The organism is Streptococcus pyogenes (assembly GCF_002055535.1).
Taxonomy (GTDB): Bacteria; Bacillota; Bacilli; order Lactobacillales; family Streptococcaceae; genus Streptococcus; species Streptococcus pyogenes.
The window spans coordinates 567,663-583,801 of sequence record NZ_LN831034.1; the positions used below are offsets into that span (position 1 = coordinate 567,663).

Sequence of the window (16,139 nt, forward strand, 5' to 3'; positions counted from 1 at the left end):
ACAAATATGTTATAATTAAGAAAAAGGAGGTGTAATTGAGATGCATGCGTTATTTGTTGCAAATTATATAATTGAGTATTCAAATAAAAAAGGCTACAAAATTAATAACCTTAAATTGCAAAAATTATTATACTTCGTTAATGTAAGAAACATTCTTGAAAATGGAGCTCCGCTTTTTGAAGAGAGTATGGAAAAGTGGAAGTATGGACCGGTTGTTCCTGATGTCTATCATGAATATAAACGTTTTGGAGCTTTTTCCATTTCTACAGACGAGATGATTATGGAATATGTTGAATTCAGCGTCAGCCCATTCGGGGAGTTATCTGACTTAGAGATAACTGAATATGACTCACAAAAAGTAGAGAATACTCAATTGATTGAGAATACAGTTGATGCTCTGCATGGGTTCGGTCCGTTCGAACTTGTTGATATTACTCACGACCATACACCTTGGAAAAAGTATGAGGATAGAATAATGGACGGTGTCCAAGGAATTAAATATACAATCGAAGAAATAAAAGACTTTTTTGGACATAATCCAGGGGCTAAAATATGGGTACAATAGCTCCAGCGTTTATGGAATTATTACTAGATGCTAATTTTTGCAAAGCACCAGTAAATAATCAAGACACTTTATTAAAGGTTTATCATAGGGAAATGGCTAAAGATAATGTCACAATTCCTTATGAAATAATTGCTGAATATGTGTATAGTCACGAAGATAGCGTTGAAGAAAATGAGAAATTAAACTCAAATATCGACTTTATTATTTCGGAATTTTCAGGGACTGATACACAAAAAGATATTTTGATAAAAAACCTCGATAAAATAAAAAGCAATTATTCATTAGCTCAAACTCAGAAAAAATTTATACTTAAAAACTCTCAAGAAGCTAAAGATGTTCTGGAGAAGATTATCCCTGAGCTAAACACATTAGCAAAAGAAACTTCTAACCTTGCAGCTACAAATGACGAATTAAAAAAACAATCCGCAGAGACTGACGGTGTTTTGCAAAAAGTTAAGCAAGGAGTGGATGATGTTCGGAATACAAAATCTTCAATCTACACAGACTTTATTGCTATCTTAGGAGTGTTTTCAGCTTTTGTTTTTGTTATGTTTGGTGGTATAGATGTAGCAAGGGCGATATTTGACATTGGTAATGATCTTCAGACTCTTGATTTATCAAGGATGATTACTGTCTCAAGTCTAATGCTAATCGGTGTATTGACATTGATGTATTCTTTGTTGCTGTGGGTAGCTAGAATTACAGGTAAAAATTTTGGTAACTGCTATTCGTCAAAATGTGATAATGGGTGTCGGCATAAATGGCGTCATTTTCTCATGAGACATTCATTTTATTTTTCTTTAATGTTCTTACTTGTTTTAACAACTGTAGTTAGTCACTGTCTCCTTAAATAAAAAACCAACCGCTCAGATAATTTCTGGGCGGTTTTTTGTGCGTTTAAAAAAGCAGCAATATTAGCTGCTCAAATATTAATCGACTCTATCAATTTTAGGCGCTGTGTGTAGTCTAAGTCTCTAACAATTTTTGCTAAATCAAGACATCCGTCAATCTCTGTATCGGCAATAGCGTCATGTAAATATCTGATTTTGTTGCGGTCCATAAAAGCACCGAGAACAGCCTCACCTAAAATCATTTGCTGTTGTGGTGTCAACTCTGGAATCTCTGTTAGCCCCATCAGAACATCATAACGCTCTGCAATATCCATGACACGACCGCTAAACGTACGATTGCGCATACCGTTGCAGCACTCATCATAAACCTTTTCCAGTGCGCCGTTAATATAAATTGATTTTTTGCGTTGTGCTGTTGTTTTTGTCATTTTATCTCTCCTTCGGTACGTATTTTTCGACTAGTTTTAGACGATAATTATAAGCTTCTTCTGGTGCATTAAAGCCTTTTTTACTGTAATTTTTACCGCCAACAGTTAAATAGCTTTGATATCTTATCGATCCGTCAGCTAATCTATATTGCAAAACACCTTTATAACCAGTCTTGTTATTTTTTTGTATCTTATCGTTAATTAAAAAAGTAGCAATGCCATCAACACGTTTTTGGTTATATCCATCATGTGCATTTTCTGCGGCTTCGGTTTCTTTAGCTAGGTTTTGAGCAATTTCTAGGGCCAAGCAGCCGCATGATTTTGTTGTTCCACTTTTAATAGCAGTCCCTTTAATTTCAACAAATTTTCCGCATGAACAATGACATAACCAGTACGTGCCCTTTTTCGAGTTCGACACCTCTTTAATAACAGTTAAGCGATTAAATGTTTTCCCTGTCAAATCTAATTTTCTCATGGTTTTTTACCAACAAAGAGGAGCGGCAGCCCCTCTTAATTAAAATTCAAATCCGTTTTCTTTAGCAACTGTTACGTAGTCCGCTAGTTCATTAGTTTCTGCATCAATCCGGTTATCGTTTAAAAATTCGATTGCTTGAGCAAGTTCATTCCACCAGTCAAACATCGCTTTATCTTCTGTATACCAAGTTCCGTCTTCTGATTCTTCAAAGTCAAAACCAAACTCTTCAAAGATTGTGATGTTTTCAATATTTTCGATGTCAGTTGTAAAGTATTTCATATTTTCCTCCTCGGCCTCTTTCAGGCCTTGCGATTTATTTTTTTTGTAAGCCTTTGTCTTACTTACATACTTATTATAACATTAGGTAGCACCTAAGTCAATACCTTTTTTAAACTTTTTTAAAAAATATTCCATTAAACAAGACCAAAACAAAAAAGTCTTTTTTATAAGACTTTTTACGAATAATAAGATAAGGAGGTGCTGCTGGAATTATGAAAATTTTTGCATCCAGTTCAATGGATATTTGATATAATCGTCTTAAAAAGGAGGTCGTGAAATGGATAAAAAAATACAGCGTTTTTCATGTACAACTATACTCGTCGGTAAAAAGGCATCTTATGATGGCTCAACCATGGTTGCTCGAACAGAAGATTCTCAAAATGGTGATTTCACGCCTAAAAAAATGATTGTGGTGAAACCAGAAGATCAACCGAGACATTACCGTTCGGTGCAATCTTCCTTTGAAATGGACTTACCGGACAATCCCATGACTTACACGTCTGTTCCCGATGCGCTTGGTAAAGATGGTATCTGGGCAGAAGCAGGCGTGAACGAGGCTAATGTGGCCATGTCAGCAACTGAAACCATCACTACCAATTCTCGTGTTTTAGGGGCAGATCCTCTAGTAGCTTCTGGTATTGGTGAGGAGGACATGGTGACCTTAGTGCTCCCTTATATCCGTTCTGCGCGTGAAGGGGTTTTGCGCCTTGGTGCCATTTTAGAAGACTATGGCACTTACGAGTCAAATGGTGTGGCTTTTTCAGATGAACATGACATTTGGTGGCTGGAAACGATTGGTGGTCATCACTGGATTGCAAGACGGGTGCCAGATGATGCTTATGTCACCAATCCCAATCAATTTGGCATTGATCATTTTGAATTTAACAATCCTGAAGATTACCTTTGCTCAGCTGATTTAAAGGACTTTATTGACACGTATCACTTAGATTTAACCTATAGCCATGAGCATTTTAATCCGCGCTATGCCTTTGGTAGTCAACGTGACAAAGACCGTCAGTATAATACGCCACGTGCTTGGATCATGCAAAAATTCTTAAACCCAGAAATTGTGCAAGACCCGCGCAGCTTTGCCCTTGCTTGGTGTCAAAAACCTTACCGTAAAATAACAGTAGAAGATGTCAAATATGTATTGAGTAGTCACTATCAGGACACGGGTTATGACCCTTACGGTTCAGAAGGAACTCCTGTTAGTAAGAAAGTCTTTCGCCCTATTGGCATTAACCGTACCAGCCAAACCGCTATCTTACACATTCGTCCTAATAAACCTCAAGAAATTGCCGCTATTCAATGGATGGCTTATGGGTCAATGCCATTTAATACCATGGTGCCTTTTTTCACACAGGTGAAGACTATTCCAGATTATTTTGCCAACACTTACGAAAATGTGTTTACCGACAATTTCTATTGGACCAACCGTCTGATTGCGGCTTTGGCAGATCCTCACTACAATCATCATGAAACTGATTTGGACAATTACTTGGAAGAAACCATGGCAAAAGGTCATGCCATGTTACATGCTGTGGAAGCACAGTTATTGGCTGGTGAAACAGTCGATTTGGAAGAGGAAAATCAAAAAATGAGTGACTATGTGCAAGGAGAAACGCAGACGCTGTTGAACAAGATTCTCTTTGACGCTAGCAATCTAATGACCAATCGTTTCAGTTTGAGCGATTAATAGTGAAGCTAAGGCTGAGCAACTGCTTAGCCTTTTTTACGATAACTTTTTAGGAAAAGTAATCGCAAAAAGACAAAAACTTGGAAAAAAAATCAAAGTATGCTATACTTAACTGGTCAATTTTTAACCAGTTAATAACAAAGGAGGAATCATGAAAAAGAAAATTCTTTTAATGATGAGTTTAATCAGTGTCTTTTTTGCTTGGCAACTTACTCAGGCAAAACAAGTCTTAGCAGAGGGTAAAGTGAAGGTGGTGACAACTTTCTATCCTGTTTATGAATTTACAAAAGGGGTTATTGGTAATGATGGCGATGTTTTCATGCTTATGAAAGCAGGAACGGAACCTCATGATTTTGAGCCTTCTACAAAAGACATTAAAAAAATCCAAGATGCAGATGCATTTGTTTATATGGATGACAATATGGAAACTTGGGTTTCTGATGTGAAAAAATCATTGACATCTAAAAAAGTGACCATCGTCAAGGGAACTGGTAACATGCTCTTGGTAGCAGGAGCTGGACATGACCATCACCATGAGGATGCTGACAAAAAGCATGAGCATAATAAACATAGCGAAGAAGGACACAACCATGCTTTTGACCCACACGTGTGGTTGTCACCATACCGTAGCATTACAGTCGTTGAAAATATTCGCGACAGTCTTTCAAAAGCTTACCCAGAAAAAGCAGAGAACTTCAAAGCCAATGCCGCTACTTATATTGAAAAATTAAAAGAGCTTGACAAAGACTATACGGCAGCACTTTCAGATGCTAAGCAAAAGAGCTTTGTGACACAACACGCAGCTTTTGGTTATATGGCACTTGACTATGGCTTGAACCAAATTTCTATTAATGGTGTCACACCAGATGCAGAACCATCAGCAAAACGTATTGCTACTTTGTCAAAATACGTTAAAAAATATGGCATCAAATACATTTATTTTGAGGAAAATGCGTCAAGTAAAGTCGCAAAAACCCTAGCTAAAGAAGCAGGAGTTAAAGCGGCTGTGCTTAGTCCGCTTGAAGGTTTGACTGAAAAAGAGATGAAAGCTGGCCAAGATTACTTTACGGTCATGCGTAAAAACCTTGAAACCTTACGCTTAACCACTGATGTGGCTGGTAAAGAAATTCTTCCAGAAAAAGACACGACTAAGACAGTTTACAATGGTTATTTCAAAGACAAAGAAGTCAAAGATCGTCAATTATCTGACTGGTCAGGTAGCTGGCAATCTGTTTACCCCTATCTACAAGATGGTACTTTAGACCAAGTTTGGGACTACAAGGCTAAAAAATCTAAAGGTAAAATGACAGCAGCCGAGTACAAAGATTACTACACTACTGGTTATAAAACTGACGTGGAACAAATCAAAATCAATGGTAAGAAAAAGACCATGACCTTTGTTCGTAATGGTGAAAAGAAAACCTTCACTTACACATACGCCGGCAAAGAAATCTTGACCTATCCAAAAGGAAATCGCGGGGTTCGTTTCATGTTTGAAGCTAAAGAAGCAGATGCTGGCGAATTCAAATACGTTCAATTCAGTGACCATGCCATTGCTCCTGAAAAAGCAAAGCATTTCCACCTGTACTGGGGTGGTGACAGCCAAGAAAAATTACATAAAGAGTTAGAACATTGGCCAACTTACTACGGTTCAGACTTATCTGGTCGTGAAATCGCCCAAGAAATCAATGCTCATTAATCTTAACTCACTAAGCAAATCTTCTTTTAAGGAGGTTTGCTTTTTCTTTGTGGAGTAAAAAAATTTAATAATTCTCAACATTAATTTGACGGACACTTATGATTATAATATACTTTAAGTGGTTATAACAAGTTAGAGGTGAATAAGATGCCAAAAGAACAACCACTCTATCTACAGATTGTTGATGACTTGGAAGTGAAAATCAAAAAAAGCATGACAGAAAACGATAAGTTGTTGTCAGAACGAGAATTAAGTGACCTTTACGGTGTTAGTCGTATCACGATTAGACTGACTCTTAAGGAATTGGAATTACGAGACTTAATTTATAAAAAGCAGGGCAAGGGGACTTATGTTTCAGGAATCAAAGAACCTGCCACTGATTTATCAAGTACTTACAGCTTTACAGAGCAGATGAAAAAAATGGGGAAAACTCCTAAAACAGAGATTCTTTCTTTTGAACAGTATCAGGTAACACCTTACTTGTCTGGTCTCTTAGAGCTTGATCCCGATACAGAAGTTTTTGAATTAGAACGCCTAAGGATTGCAGATGATATGCCCTTGATGTTTGAACGATCCTATATTCCTGCTCAGCCTTTTCAGGGGTTAAGCATTGCGGACTTAAAGCGTAAAGCTTTGTACGATATCTTTGCAAAGGACTATCAAGAAACAATCCGTCTTGCAGAAGAAGAGTTTTATGCCAGCATTGCCTTGGACTATGAAGCAGGTCTCTTAGGCATTAAAAAGGGAGATCCTGTCTTACATATTATTCGTAAAACTTATAATGATAAAAATATCTTAATTGAATTGACTTTCAGCATTGCAAGGGCGGATCAGTTTAGGTACCGGGTGCAACATCACCCTAATGGTTAAGGAATTGGAGGTTAGGACATGTTTACAAAAACGCAGGAAGCTTTGGAGGCTCTTGGTGCAGCTATCACTACCAAGGAAATTAAACAAGAACCCCGTTTATGGCAAGAAACCATGACGTTTTTTGAAGAAACAAGAGATTCTCTGGATTCTTTTTTAAAGAGAGTTTGTAACAGCGCTAACAGAAATAACGTTCATGTCATCTTTACAGGTGCGGGTACATCTGAGTACATCGGTAATACCATTTGCCCTTACTTGAAGAAGGTGGGGAATCGGCAGCGCTATCTCTTTGAGAGCGTTGCTTCAACCGATTTGGTTGCGGCGCCAGATTATTATCTTGTTGAGGAAGAGACGGTACTATTAGTCTCCTTTGCTAGGAGTGGTAATAGTCCAGAAAGTGTAGCGGCTGTTAACCTGGTCAATCAACTAGTGCCAAATAGTTATCATTTAACCATTACCTGCGCCAAAGATGGAGAACTGGCGAAAAAAGCACAGCAAGATGAGCGTTCTTACCTTTATTTGATGCCTGAAGACGCTAATGATGCTGGTTTTGCCATGACTGGTAGTTTTACCTGTATGATGCTAGCGGCTCTTTTGATTTTTGATGATGCTAACAGTATAGCTCAGAAAGAAGCTTATGTGACTGATATGATTCTTGCTGGGCAAGCTGTTATTGACCAAGAAAGACGGCTACAAGAGCTAGCTGATTTAGGATTTGAACGTTTAGTTTATCTAGGTTCTGCTGGTTTAGCCAAGTTAACCCAAGAAGCTCAATTAAAAATGTTAGAATTGACAGCTGGACAAGTTGCGACCCTCTACGAGTCCTCTATGGGCTTTAGGCATGGTCCGAAATCTTTTATTAATGACCGTACCTTAGTCATTGGATTTGTCAATAATGATGCTTACGTCAGACAGTACGATTTGGACATGTTAGAGGAAATCCAAGCAGATGGCATTGCCCTTAAAATCTTGGCTCTATTGCAAGGAGGGGATATCAACTTTTCAGAGGACCAATTTCGACTAGACACCCGTCACTTATTGCCAGACGCTTACTTAGCTTTTCCCATGATTTTAGTCGCGCAGACCTTGGCCCTCTTAACGGCCGTTACATTAGGAAATTCCCCTGACACCCCATCTGCGACAGGAACGGTTAATCGTGTGGTCAAAGGAGTAACGATTCACCCTTACCCGACTAGTAGTCGTCAATGCAACAAAGCTTAAAGCTTTTGTGTAGAAGCCGTAAAACGAAATGATTTTGTGCTAGTAGGTCAAAAGAAAAACCCTCCTGATACAGGAAGGTTTTTTGTATTGTCTTGCTTATTTTGCTGCGTTTGCGTCTTTGAGACCGTATTTTTTGTTGAAGCGGTCCACACGTCCATCTGCTTGAGTGAACTTTTGACGTCCTGTGTAGAATGGGTGTGAATCTGATGAAATTTCCACACGGATAAGTGGGTAAGTTTCACCTTCAAACTCAACAGTTTCTTTAGAAGCTTTTGTTGAGCCGCTAAGGAACTGGTAACCTGTAGTTGTATCTAGGAAAACAACTGGACGATAATCTGGATGAATGTCTTTTCTCATCTTAAAAAATTCCTTTCTGCCATGACACTTAATGCATCATAGTTATTAACCATTCTAGTGTAACAAAACTTGAATGACTTGACAAGGCTTTTCTTTCCTTATTTTTTAAAAATCCTAAATCTCTTGGCAAACAGCGATGAGTTCTCGGAAAATAGCTTGATTTTCTTCTAAATTAGCTGAGTTGGCTCCGCTAGCAAGGGGATGCCCCCCTCCACCGTGACGCTTAGCAATGCCATTAATAATCTTTTCTTTACTGCGCATACGCACACGGTAGTTGCCGTCAGTTAACTCAACAAAAATAGCCCAAGCTTGAACGTTATCAATTTTACCAGGAGCACAGACAATGGCAGAGCTTTCTGCTAGGGTCACGTCAAAATGTTTTAAGGTTTCTTGGCTGACAAGGACATAAGCAGCCCCACTCTCATCAATTGTTAAATGCTCAAAGACGTAGCTTTGCAGCTTTGCTATTTTCAAAGGAAACGAATCCATTTGCCTTGAAATCGCAGCAAAGTCGAACTCGAAATGTCTGAGTTGGCTAGCAATGGAAAGGGTTTTACTAGTGGTTGAGGCATAAAGAAATCGCCCTGTATCACCAACGATACCGGTGTATAAGAGCTTAGCAGCCTTGTCAGAGAGAGTAAGATTCTGACTAAAGGCAAAGTCTGCAATGATTTCACTTGCGCTAGAAGCGCTTGTGTCCACATAATAGAAGTCACCATACACATCATCGTTGGGATGGTGATCAATCTTAATTAAGCACTTCCCCAGTGTGTAGCGCTCATCATCAATCCTTGGTCGATTCGCTGTATCTGTAATGATGACCAAAGCCTCTTTATAGTCTTTGTCAGTCACCTGATCCATTTGGCTAATCCAAGCTAAACTAGGCTCATCAAAACCAGTCATCAAAACCTTTTTGTCTGGGAAATTTTGTGCAATAATTTCTTTCAAGCCGGCCTGACTACCAAGAGCATCAGGGTCAGGATTTTGATGGCGATGGATAATAATAGTTTGGTGAGCTTTTATTTTATCTAAAATTGTTTCAAAAGTTGTTATCATGCTTTAATCTTTCTTTTTCAAAAAGAGGAAAATAACCGTTTAACATAGTCTTCAAAAAACGGTTTGTGTCATAGGGAGGTGTGCGTTATGTTAAGTGGCTAATGCTAGAATTTTTTAAGATTGTCAAAGACCATAAATTGACATTTTATCTGAAAATCATATCCTATTTTATTATAGCATAAAAGTAAGCTCTAGATAATGGTAAATTAATCTAGGAAGAAAAGAGGTTAGTTATCAGTTATGATACTATCAAAGCTAGTCTTGCAAATGCAAGTGAAAAAATAGTTTTTAAGTGTTTTAAGCAATCATATCAACCTTCTCGTTAAACAATTAGTGCTTTTCCTAAAAAAGTGTGCTAAAATAAACATAGTTTAGTAATTTTGGGAGGAATTTATGGCATTAGCAAAAATCGTTTATGCCAGCATGACGGGAAATACTGAAGAAATCGCTGATATCGTTGCAAATAAATTGCAAGAATTGGGCCATGATGTTGACATTGATGAGTGCACAACAGTTGACGCTTCAGAGTTTGAGAATGCTGATATCGCTGTCGTTGCGACTTATACTTATGGTGATGGTGACTTACCAGATGAAATCGTTGATTTTTACGAAGATTTACAAGATTTAGATTTAGAAGGTAAAATCTATGGCGTTGTCGGCTCTGGTGACACTTTTTATGACTATTTTTGCAAATCTGTTGATGACTTTTCAGAGCAATTTGCGCTTACTGGTGCCATCAAAGGTGCAGAGCCTGTCAAAGTAGACTTGGCAGCAGAAGATGAAGACATCGATCGTTTAGAGGCCTTTGCAGAGCAACTCTCACAGGCTGTTAATAATCTATAAAACTATTTAGTAAAAATGTCAGGGACTTCCTTGGCATTTTTAGATTTTTAACCTAAAATAAAGGGAATGTCACTTCAGGGTAGGAATTGAAAAAAACAATCAGCTTCACCTTGCTTCTGATCCTCTTATTAACTATAATAAAAAGATAATCTAATACATCTAGAAAAGGAAAGTTATGCGTTTAGAAAAGATACGACAAGAAATCAATGGTATTGATCACCACTTGGTTGCCTTATTAGAAAAGCGGATGGCACTTGTAGAGCAAGTAACAGCTTATAAACTAGCCAATCACTTGCCTGTCTTAGATCAGGCGAGGGAAAATCAGATCCTAGATAGGGTTTCTTATCTCGTTAAAGACCAAGCATTTGAGCCAGCTATCCATGAGACGTTTAAAACCATTATGTCTCTTTCACGGCAGTATCAAACGCAACACTTAACAGGTGGTGACATTAATGATTAAATCAATTGCAACACTGCCTAAACCTTCCTTGAAAGAAGTGTTAGGACTAGTAGGATTAGCACTTCCCATAGGGGGCGCGGTTGGAGTGGTTGATGTTATTTTTGGCAAAGGGCTTTTGTTTCTTTCCGAATATCGCGATCACCACCTTTTCTTGCTTCTTCCATTTCTTGCCCTAGCAGGCCTTGTTATCGTTTTTCTTTACGATAAGTTAGGCAAAGAGGTTCGTCAAGGGATGGGATTGGTTTTTCAGGTAGGGCATGGTCAAAAAAATCAGATTCCTCCTATTCTCATTCCTCTTATTTTGTTCTCAACTTGGGTAACCCACTTATTTGGAGCGAGTGCGGGTAGAGAAGGGGTAGCCGTTCAAATAGGAGCTACTATCTCTCATTATTGTCGGAGATTTGTGACTAGTCAAGAAGCCGCACGACATCTTTTGATTATGGGGATGGCAGCCGGTTTTGCAGGGCTTTTTCAAACGCCAATTGCTGCTGTCGTATTTGCCCTCGAGGTTTTATTAGTAGGAACGCTTCGTTATTCCGCTTTATTGCCTTCCTTAGTTGCTGCTTACGTGGCTTCTTGGACTTCCCATGCCTTGGGATTAGAGAAATTTACGATTGTTCTTGAAGAAACATTGACCATAACTCCCTTAACATTGGTTAAATTAATTGGGTTAGGCCTTATTTTTGGTCTGGTGGGAAATAGTTTTGCCTATTTACTTGGCTGGTTTAAACCTTACCTCAGTCAAAAGCTACCAAATCCTTATTTCCGGATTGCTTTTATCGGTGCTTTGTTATCTATCTGTCTGATGATTGGTCACGTCGGAAGATATAGTGGTCTAGGAACCAATTTGATTGCGGCAGCTTTTTCTGGCCAAACTATCCTAACTTACGACTGGCTTTTAAAAATGATCGTGACGGTGATTAGCTTATCTGCAGGCTTTCAAGGTGGTGAAGTGACGCCTCTATTTGCTATTGGAGCTTCTTTAGGCATCGTTTTGGCCCCTTACTTAGGTCTTCCTGTACTGTTGGTTGCTGCACTTGGTTACACCACGGTATTTGGAAGTGCAACAAATACCTTTTGGGCCCCTATCTTTATTGGGATAGAGGTCTTTGGTCCAGAGAATGCCCTAGCATATTTTGTCACCTCGGCTGCAGCCTATATGGTTAGTCACAGACATTCCATTTACAGTTATCAAAAAGTAGTCATGATCAATTTAAAAGACATGACGGTAAATCAGATGGATTTAAAAAAATAGCTTTACAATAAAGAAGCTTTTTGTTAGAATAAATCTCGTGTGTAATGGACACACGAAAATTACGGCTAATCCGCTAAGACAAGTACTTAAGATTAGTAAGATAGGAGAATAAAAATGAATCCATTAATCCAAAGTTTGACAGAAGGTCAACTTCGCTCTGATATCCCTAACTTCCGTCCTGGTGACACTGTTCGCGTTCACGCAAAAGTTGTCGAAGGAACTCGCGAACGTATCCAGATCTTTGAAGGTGTTGTTATTTCACGTAAAGGTCAAGGGATCTCAGAAATGTACACTGTTCGTAAAATCTCAGGTGGTATCGGGGTAGAGCGTACATTCCCAATCCACACACCACGTGTTGACAAAATCGAAGTTATCCGCCACGGTAAAGTCCGTCGTGCGAAACTTTACTACTTGCGTGCATTACAAGGTAAAGCAGCTCGTATCAAAGAAATTCGTCGTTAGTTTGAACCGAAACGTAACGTAATAGAATAAAAAGACTAGAGTCTCTAGTCTTTTTATGTCGTCGTGACAATGTGACAATTGGTGATTAACGCTATGCTTGTAGGACACTTTGAAAGTTCCTTAGCAGTTATAATTAGTATATTGTAATAACAAAATGAAGCAAAATAAACTTTCAGTTATCTGATATTTCATCTTGCATTACCTTATTTTCTAGGTTAAAATAGAAGACAAGGTGAGTATAAGATAGACCCCTTAGTTCAATGGATATAACAACTCCCTCCTAAGGAGTAGTTGCTGGTTCGATTCCGGCAGGGGTCATTATTGTCACTGAAAAAGCCTTTACATCAAAGGCTTTTTGTTTTATTCCGGTTTTAAAAGGGTCAGTTTGTTTATTTATAATTTCTTTCATGTTTACAGTTGTGTGACTGTAAATAGATAATGTTGTTTTTGGATCGCTGTGACCAACTCTATCCATTATCGCATTTAGCGGTATCCCTTTTTCTGCTAAAAATGATATATGCGAGTGTCTAAATAAGTGCGTGTGATAATCTCCGTAAATTTTCAATCGCTTATTGATGTACGCGTTTAAAATTGGTAAACCTTTTGAATATGGAAAGCTGTTAGCACTCTGCTTGTGATTAATCTATCGTATGTTAAAAGTGACATTTAAATTAAATCATTTTTTATACATATATTTCAAAAGGATTTATCATATTGGAAAATAGCGGTGCTTCTATTGGCATTTTACTATTGACAGGAATTTCCCTGCCTTTTGTCTCCTAAAGAAGATCAGCTTTGATTTCTAACTTGATTAGAGTGGGCTTGGTACTGTTTATGAATTATCAGTACATACTTTCTGGAGATCAAAAAGGAAAGGAACAGCTAAAGAGGTGTATGTGTTACCATTAGAGGAATAGAACATCGCAAGACTCGTTTATTCAGTCATTACGATACCTGTTTTATTTGTGAAATAACTATAATATTAAGTGAATTTGTGATATAATGAAAGGTATGAATTATCAAGATTATATATGGGATTTGGGAGGTACCTTACTCGATAATTACGAGCTTTCAACCCAAGCTTTTGTCCAAACGCTAGCTTTTTTCAGCCTTCCAGGAGATCACGATGCTGTTTACCAAAAATTAAAAGAATCAACCGCTATCGCTGTGGCAATGTTTGCTCCTAATGAGCCAGAATTTTTGCATGTGTATAGGCTAAGAGAAGCAGACAAATTGGCACAACCCATTTGGTGTTTGGGAGCTAAAGAAATTTTGGGAAAGATAGCGACTTCAGGTTCGCGAAATTTTTTAATTTCTCATCGAGATTGTCAGGTGAACCAACTTTTAGAGCAAGCTGGGTTGCTAATCTATTTTACAGAAGTCGTGACAGCTTCAAATGGCTTTGCTCGGAAACCAAATCCTGAAAGTTTGTTTTATTTAAAAGAAAAGTATGATATTAATAGTGGATTAGTAATTGGAGATCGGCTAATTGATAAACAAGCAGGACAAGCAGCGGGTTTTAATACCTTGCTTGTTGACGGTAGAAAAAACCTATTGGAGATAGTAACGTAGATGATTGAAGAAAATAAACATTTTGAAAAAAAAATGCAAGAATACGATGCCAGTCAAATTCAGGTTCTAGAAGGGCTGGAGGCTGTCCGCATGCGTCCAGGGATGTATATTGGCTCGACAGCTAAAGAGGGTTTGCATCATTTAGTCTGGGAAATTGTTGACAACTCAATTGACGAAGCATTAGCAGGTTTTGCCTCTCATATTAAAGTCTTTATTGAAGCAGATAATTCCATTACAGTAGTAGATGATGGCCGTGGAATTCCAGTTGATATCCAAGCCAAGACAGGACGTCCCGCCGTTGAAACAGTTTTTACAGTCTTACACGCAGGTGGTAAATTTGGTGGAGGCGGCTATAAGGTTTCTGGAGGATTACATGGTGTAGGGTCATCTGTTGTTAATGCTTTATCAACACAATTAGATGTACGTGTTTATAAAAACGGCCAAATTCATTACCAAGAATTTAAACGCGGGGCTGTTGTAGCAGATCTTGAGGTCATTGGAACCACTGATGTGACTGGCACGACCGTACACTTTACACCCGATCCAGAAATTTTTACCGAAACGACTCAGTTTGATTACAGTGTTTTAGCAAAACGTATTCAAGAGTTAGCCTTTTTGAATCGTGGTTTAAAAATTTCCATTACAGATAAGCGCTCAGGTATGGAACAAGAAGAACATTTCCTTTATGAAGGTGGAATTGGTTCTTATGTTGAATTTTTAAATGATAAAAAAGATGTTATCTTTGAAACGCCCATCTATACAGATGGTGAATTAGAAGGTATTGCAGTTGAAGTAGCCATGCAATACACGACTAGCTATCAAGAAACAGTCATGAGTTTTGCTAATAATATTCATACTCATGAAGGTGGAACGCATGAACAAGGCTTTAGAGCGGCTCTTACTCGGGTCATCAATGACTACGCTAAGAAAAATAAAATTCTTAAAGAAAATGAGGACAATTTGACAGGAGAAGATGTTCGTGAAGGTTTGACGGCGGTAATTTCTGTTAAGCATCCAAATCCTCAATTTGAAGGTCAAACCAAAACAAAATTGGGCAACTCAGAAGTGGTTAAGATCACTAATCGTCTCTTTAGTGAGGCCTTTCAACGTTTTCTTTTGGAAAACCCACAAGTTGCTCGTAAGATTGTGGAAAAAGGGATTTTGGCTTCTAAAGCTAGAATTGCAGCTAAGCGAGCCCGCGAAGTCACCCGCAAAAAATCAGGCTTAGAAATTTCAAACTTACCTGGAAAATTAGCAGACTGTTCGTCAAATGACGCTAACCAAAACGAACTTTTCATCGTCGAAGGAGATTCAGCGGGTGGGTCGGCCAAATCAGGTCGTAACCGAGAGTTTCAAGCTATCTTGCCTATTCGCGGTAAAATTTTGAACGTGGAAAAAGCAACTATGGATAAGATTCTTGCCAACGAAGAAATTAGAAGTCTCTTTACCGCTATGGGTACAGGTTTTGGTGCAGATTTTGACGTGTCAAAAGCTCGCTACCAAAAGCTGGTTATCATGACCGATGCCGATGTGGATGGCGCTCATATTAGAACCTTACTTTTAACCTTGATTTACCGCTTTATGAGACCTGTTCTAGAAGCTGGCTATGTTTACATCGCCCAGCCACCTATTTATGGTGTTAAGGTCGGTAGTGAGATTAAAGAGTATATTCAGCCAGGTATTGATCAAGAAGACCAATTAAAAACAGCTCTTGAAAAATATAGTATTGGTCGTTCAAAACCAACTGTTCAACGTTATAAAGGTCTTGGGGAAATGGATGACCATCAACTTTGGGAAACTACTATGGATCCTGAAAATCGTTTGATGGCGCGTGTGACAGTTGATGATGCCGCAGAAGCAGATAAAGTATTTGATATGTTAATGGGAGATCGTGTTGAACCAAGACGTGATTTCATTGAGGAAAATGCGGTTTATAGTACACTGGATATTTAGTCACCTTTTTAGTTTCACAAGGAATCTGCTACCAAAGAGGACGAATTGACTAAAAATCATGATGCATGATGCCAACAGCTTTGTTAGTTAGTACGTCTTC

General features: G+C 38.4%; 17 protein-coding genes, 1 tRNA gene and 2 pseudogenes. 14 read left to right on the forward strand and 6 right to left on the reverse strand.

What is annotated here, in order from left to right; translation table 11 throughout:
* Window positions 1-40: 40 nt before the first annotated feature.
* Window positions 41-565 carry a Panacea domain-containing protein gene (locus B6D67_RS03120; RefSeq protein ID WP_011017840.1) on the forward strand — a complete coding sequence of 175 codons (525 nt, stop codon included), beginning with the start codon at window positions 41-43 and terminating at the stop codon, window positions 563-565.
* The gene (locus tag B6D67_RS03125) at window positions 553-1,419 is read left to right on the forward strand and encodes a DUF334 domain-containing protein (protein ID WP_011054729.1); all 867 of its coding nucleotides are present in this window, start codon (window positions 553-555) and stop codon (window positions 1,417-1,419) included. The genes B6D67_RS03120 and B6D67_RS03125 overlap by 13 nt, the downstream gene beginning before the upstream one ends.
* A 68-nt stretch (window positions 1,420-1,487) precedes the next feature.
* Here the strand turns inward: B6D67_RS03125 and B6D67_RS03130 are convergent, their stop codons facing one another.
* Genes B6D67_RS03130 through B6D67_RS03140 form a run of 3 tightly spaced genes read right to left on the reverse strand, consistent with a single transcriptional unit; the run spans window position 1,488 to window position 2,598 of the window.
* On the reverse strand, window positions 1,488-1,844 hold the full coding sequence (locus tag B6D67_RS03130) for a hypothetical protein (protein WP_002986907.1): 357 nt from the start codon (window positions 1,842-1,844) through the stop codon (window positions 1,488-1,490).
* A gap of 1 nt (window position 1,845) precedes the next feature.
* Complete coding sequence (locus B6D67_RS03135) at window positions 1,846-2,319, reverse strand: hypothetical protein (protein WP_002986905.1); 474 nt, start codon at window positions 2,317-2,319, stop codon at window positions 1,846-1,848.
* 39 nt (window positions 2,320-2,358) lie between these two features.
* Complete coding sequence (locus B6D67_RS03140) at window positions 2,359-2,598, reverse strand: hypothetical protein (protein ID WP_029714005.1); 240 nt, start codon at window positions 2,596-2,598, stop codon at window positions 2,359-2,361.
* Window positions 2,599-2,875: 277 nt separating this feature from the next.
* Between B6D67_RS03140 and B6D67_RS03145 the strand changes: the two genes are divergently transcribed.
* The 4 genes from B6D67_RS03145 to B6D67_RS03160 all read left to right on the forward strand — a co-directional run bounded on the left by B6D67_RS03145 (window position 2,876) and on the right by B6D67_RS03160 (window position 8,081).
* Window positions 2,876-4,294: a C69 family dipeptidase gene (locus tag B6D67_RS03145; protein ID WP_029714004.1), complete on the forward strand. Its 1,419-nt coding sequence runs from the start codon at window positions 2,876-2,878 to the stop codon at window positions 4,292-4,294.
* A 151-nt stretch (window positions 4,295-4,445) separates the two neighbouring features.
* Window positions 4,446-5,993: a zinc ABC transporter substrate-binding protein AdcA gene (locus tag B6D67_RS03150; protein WP_029714003.1), complete on the forward strand. Its 1,548-nt coding sequence runs from the start codon at window positions 4,446-4,448 to the stop codon at window positions 5,991-5,993.
* Window positions 5,994-6,140: 147 nt separating this feature from the next.
* Window positions 6,141-6,863 (forward strand): GntR family transcriptional regulator, encoded by a 723-nt coding sequence (locus B6D67_RS03155; protein WP_010922098.1) that lies wholly within the window; start codon window positions 6,141-6,143, stop codon window positions 6,861-6,863.
* Window positions 6,864-6,881: 18 nt separating this feature from the next.
* Window positions 6,882-8,081: an SIS domain-containing protein gene (locus B6D67_RS03160; protein ID WP_011285463.1), complete on the forward strand. Its 1,200-nt coding sequence runs from the start codon at window positions 6,882-6,884 to the stop codon at window positions 8,079-8,081.
* A gap of 96 nt (window positions 8,082-8,177) precedes the next feature.
* Here the strand turns inward: B6D67_RS03160 and B6D67_RS03165 are convergent, their stop codons facing one another.
* Window positions 8,178-8,438, reverse strand: coding sequence for a type B 50S ribosomal protein L31 (locus B6D67_RS03165; protein ID WP_002985307.1), 261 nt, complete (start codon window positions 8,436-8,438; stop codon window positions 8,178-8,180).
* A gap of 114 nt (window positions 8,439-8,552) precedes the next feature.
* Window positions 8,553-9,494 carry a DHH family phosphoesterase gene (locus B6D67_RS03170; RefSeq protein ID WP_010922100.1) on the reverse strand — a complete coding sequence of 314 codons (942 nt, stop codon included), beginning with the start codon at window positions 9,492-9,494 and terminating at the stop codon, window positions 8,553-8,555.
* A gap of 393 nt (window positions 9,495-9,887) precedes the next feature.
* On the opposite strand from B6D67_RS03170, the gene B6D67_RS03175 reads away from it, so the two are divergent.
* The 5 genes from B6D67_RS03175 (at window position 9,888) to B6D67_RS03195 (ending at window position 12,832) form a co-directional block, all read left to right on the forward strand.
* On the forward strand, window positions 9,888-10,337 hold the full coding sequence (locus B6D67_RS03175; protein WP_002985303.1) for a flavodoxin: 450 nt from the start codon (window positions 9,888-9,890) through the stop codon (window positions 10,335-10,337).
* Between the two features lie 175 nt (window positions 10,338-10,512).
* Complete coding sequence (locus B6D67_RS03180; RefSeq protein ID WP_010922101.1) at window positions 10,513-10,797, forward strand: chorismate mutase; 285 nt, start codon at window positions 10,513-10,515, stop codon at window positions 10,795-10,797.
* Window positions 10,790-12,052, forward strand: a complete 1,263-nt coding sequence (locus B6D67_RS03185; protein WP_011285464.1) for a voltage-gated chloride channel family protein — start codon at window positions 10,790-10,792, stop codon at window positions 12,050-12,052. Before B6D67_RS03180 ends, B6D67_RS03185 begins: the two co-directional genes overlap by 8 nt.
* Window positions 12,053-12,166: 114 nt before the next feature.
* Complete coding sequence (gene rplS / locus B6D67_RS03190; RefSeq protein WP_002985298.1) at window positions 12,167-12,514, forward strand: 50S ribosomal protein L19; 348 nt, start codon at window positions 12,167-12,169, stop codon at window positions 12,512-12,514.
* A gap of 246 nt (window positions 12,515-12,760) precedes the next feature.
* Window positions 12,761-12,832, forward strand: a tRNA-Arg gene (locus tag B6D67_RS03195).
* Here B6D67_RS03195 and B6D67_RS10100 read toward each other — a convergent pair.
* Window positions 12,795-13,148, reverse strand: a pseudogene (locus B6D67_RS10100) (tyrosine-type recombinase/integrase); the annotation flags it as partial. The gene B6D67_RS03195 and the pseudogene B6D67_RS10100 sit on opposite strands and share 38 nt — an antisense overlap.
* A 4-nt stretch (window positions 13,149-13,152) precedes the next feature.
* Here B6D67_RS10100 and B6D67_RS10390 point away from each other — a divergent pair.
* The 3 genes and pseudogenes from B6D67_RS10390 to gyrB form a co-directional block, all read left to right on the forward strand.
* Window positions 13,153-13,423, forward strand: a pseudogene (locus B6D67_RS10390) (FtsW/RodA/SpoVE family cell cycle protein); the annotation flags it as partial.
* Between the two features lie 102 nt (window positions 13,424-13,525).
* Entirely contained in the window at window positions 13,526-14,086 is a 561-nt protein-coding gene (locus B6D67_RS03205) for an HAD-IA family hydrolase (RefSeq protein WP_010922103.1), read from the forward strand.
* Window positions 14,087-16,039, forward strand: coding sequence for a DNA topoisomerase (ATP-hydrolyzing) subunit B (gene gyrB / locus B6D67_RS03210; RefSeq protein WP_010922104.1), 1,953 nt, complete (start codon window positions 14,087-14,089; stop codon window positions 16,037-16,039). It abuts the gene before it with no gap.
* Window positions 16,040-16,139: the final 100 nt, after the last annotated feature.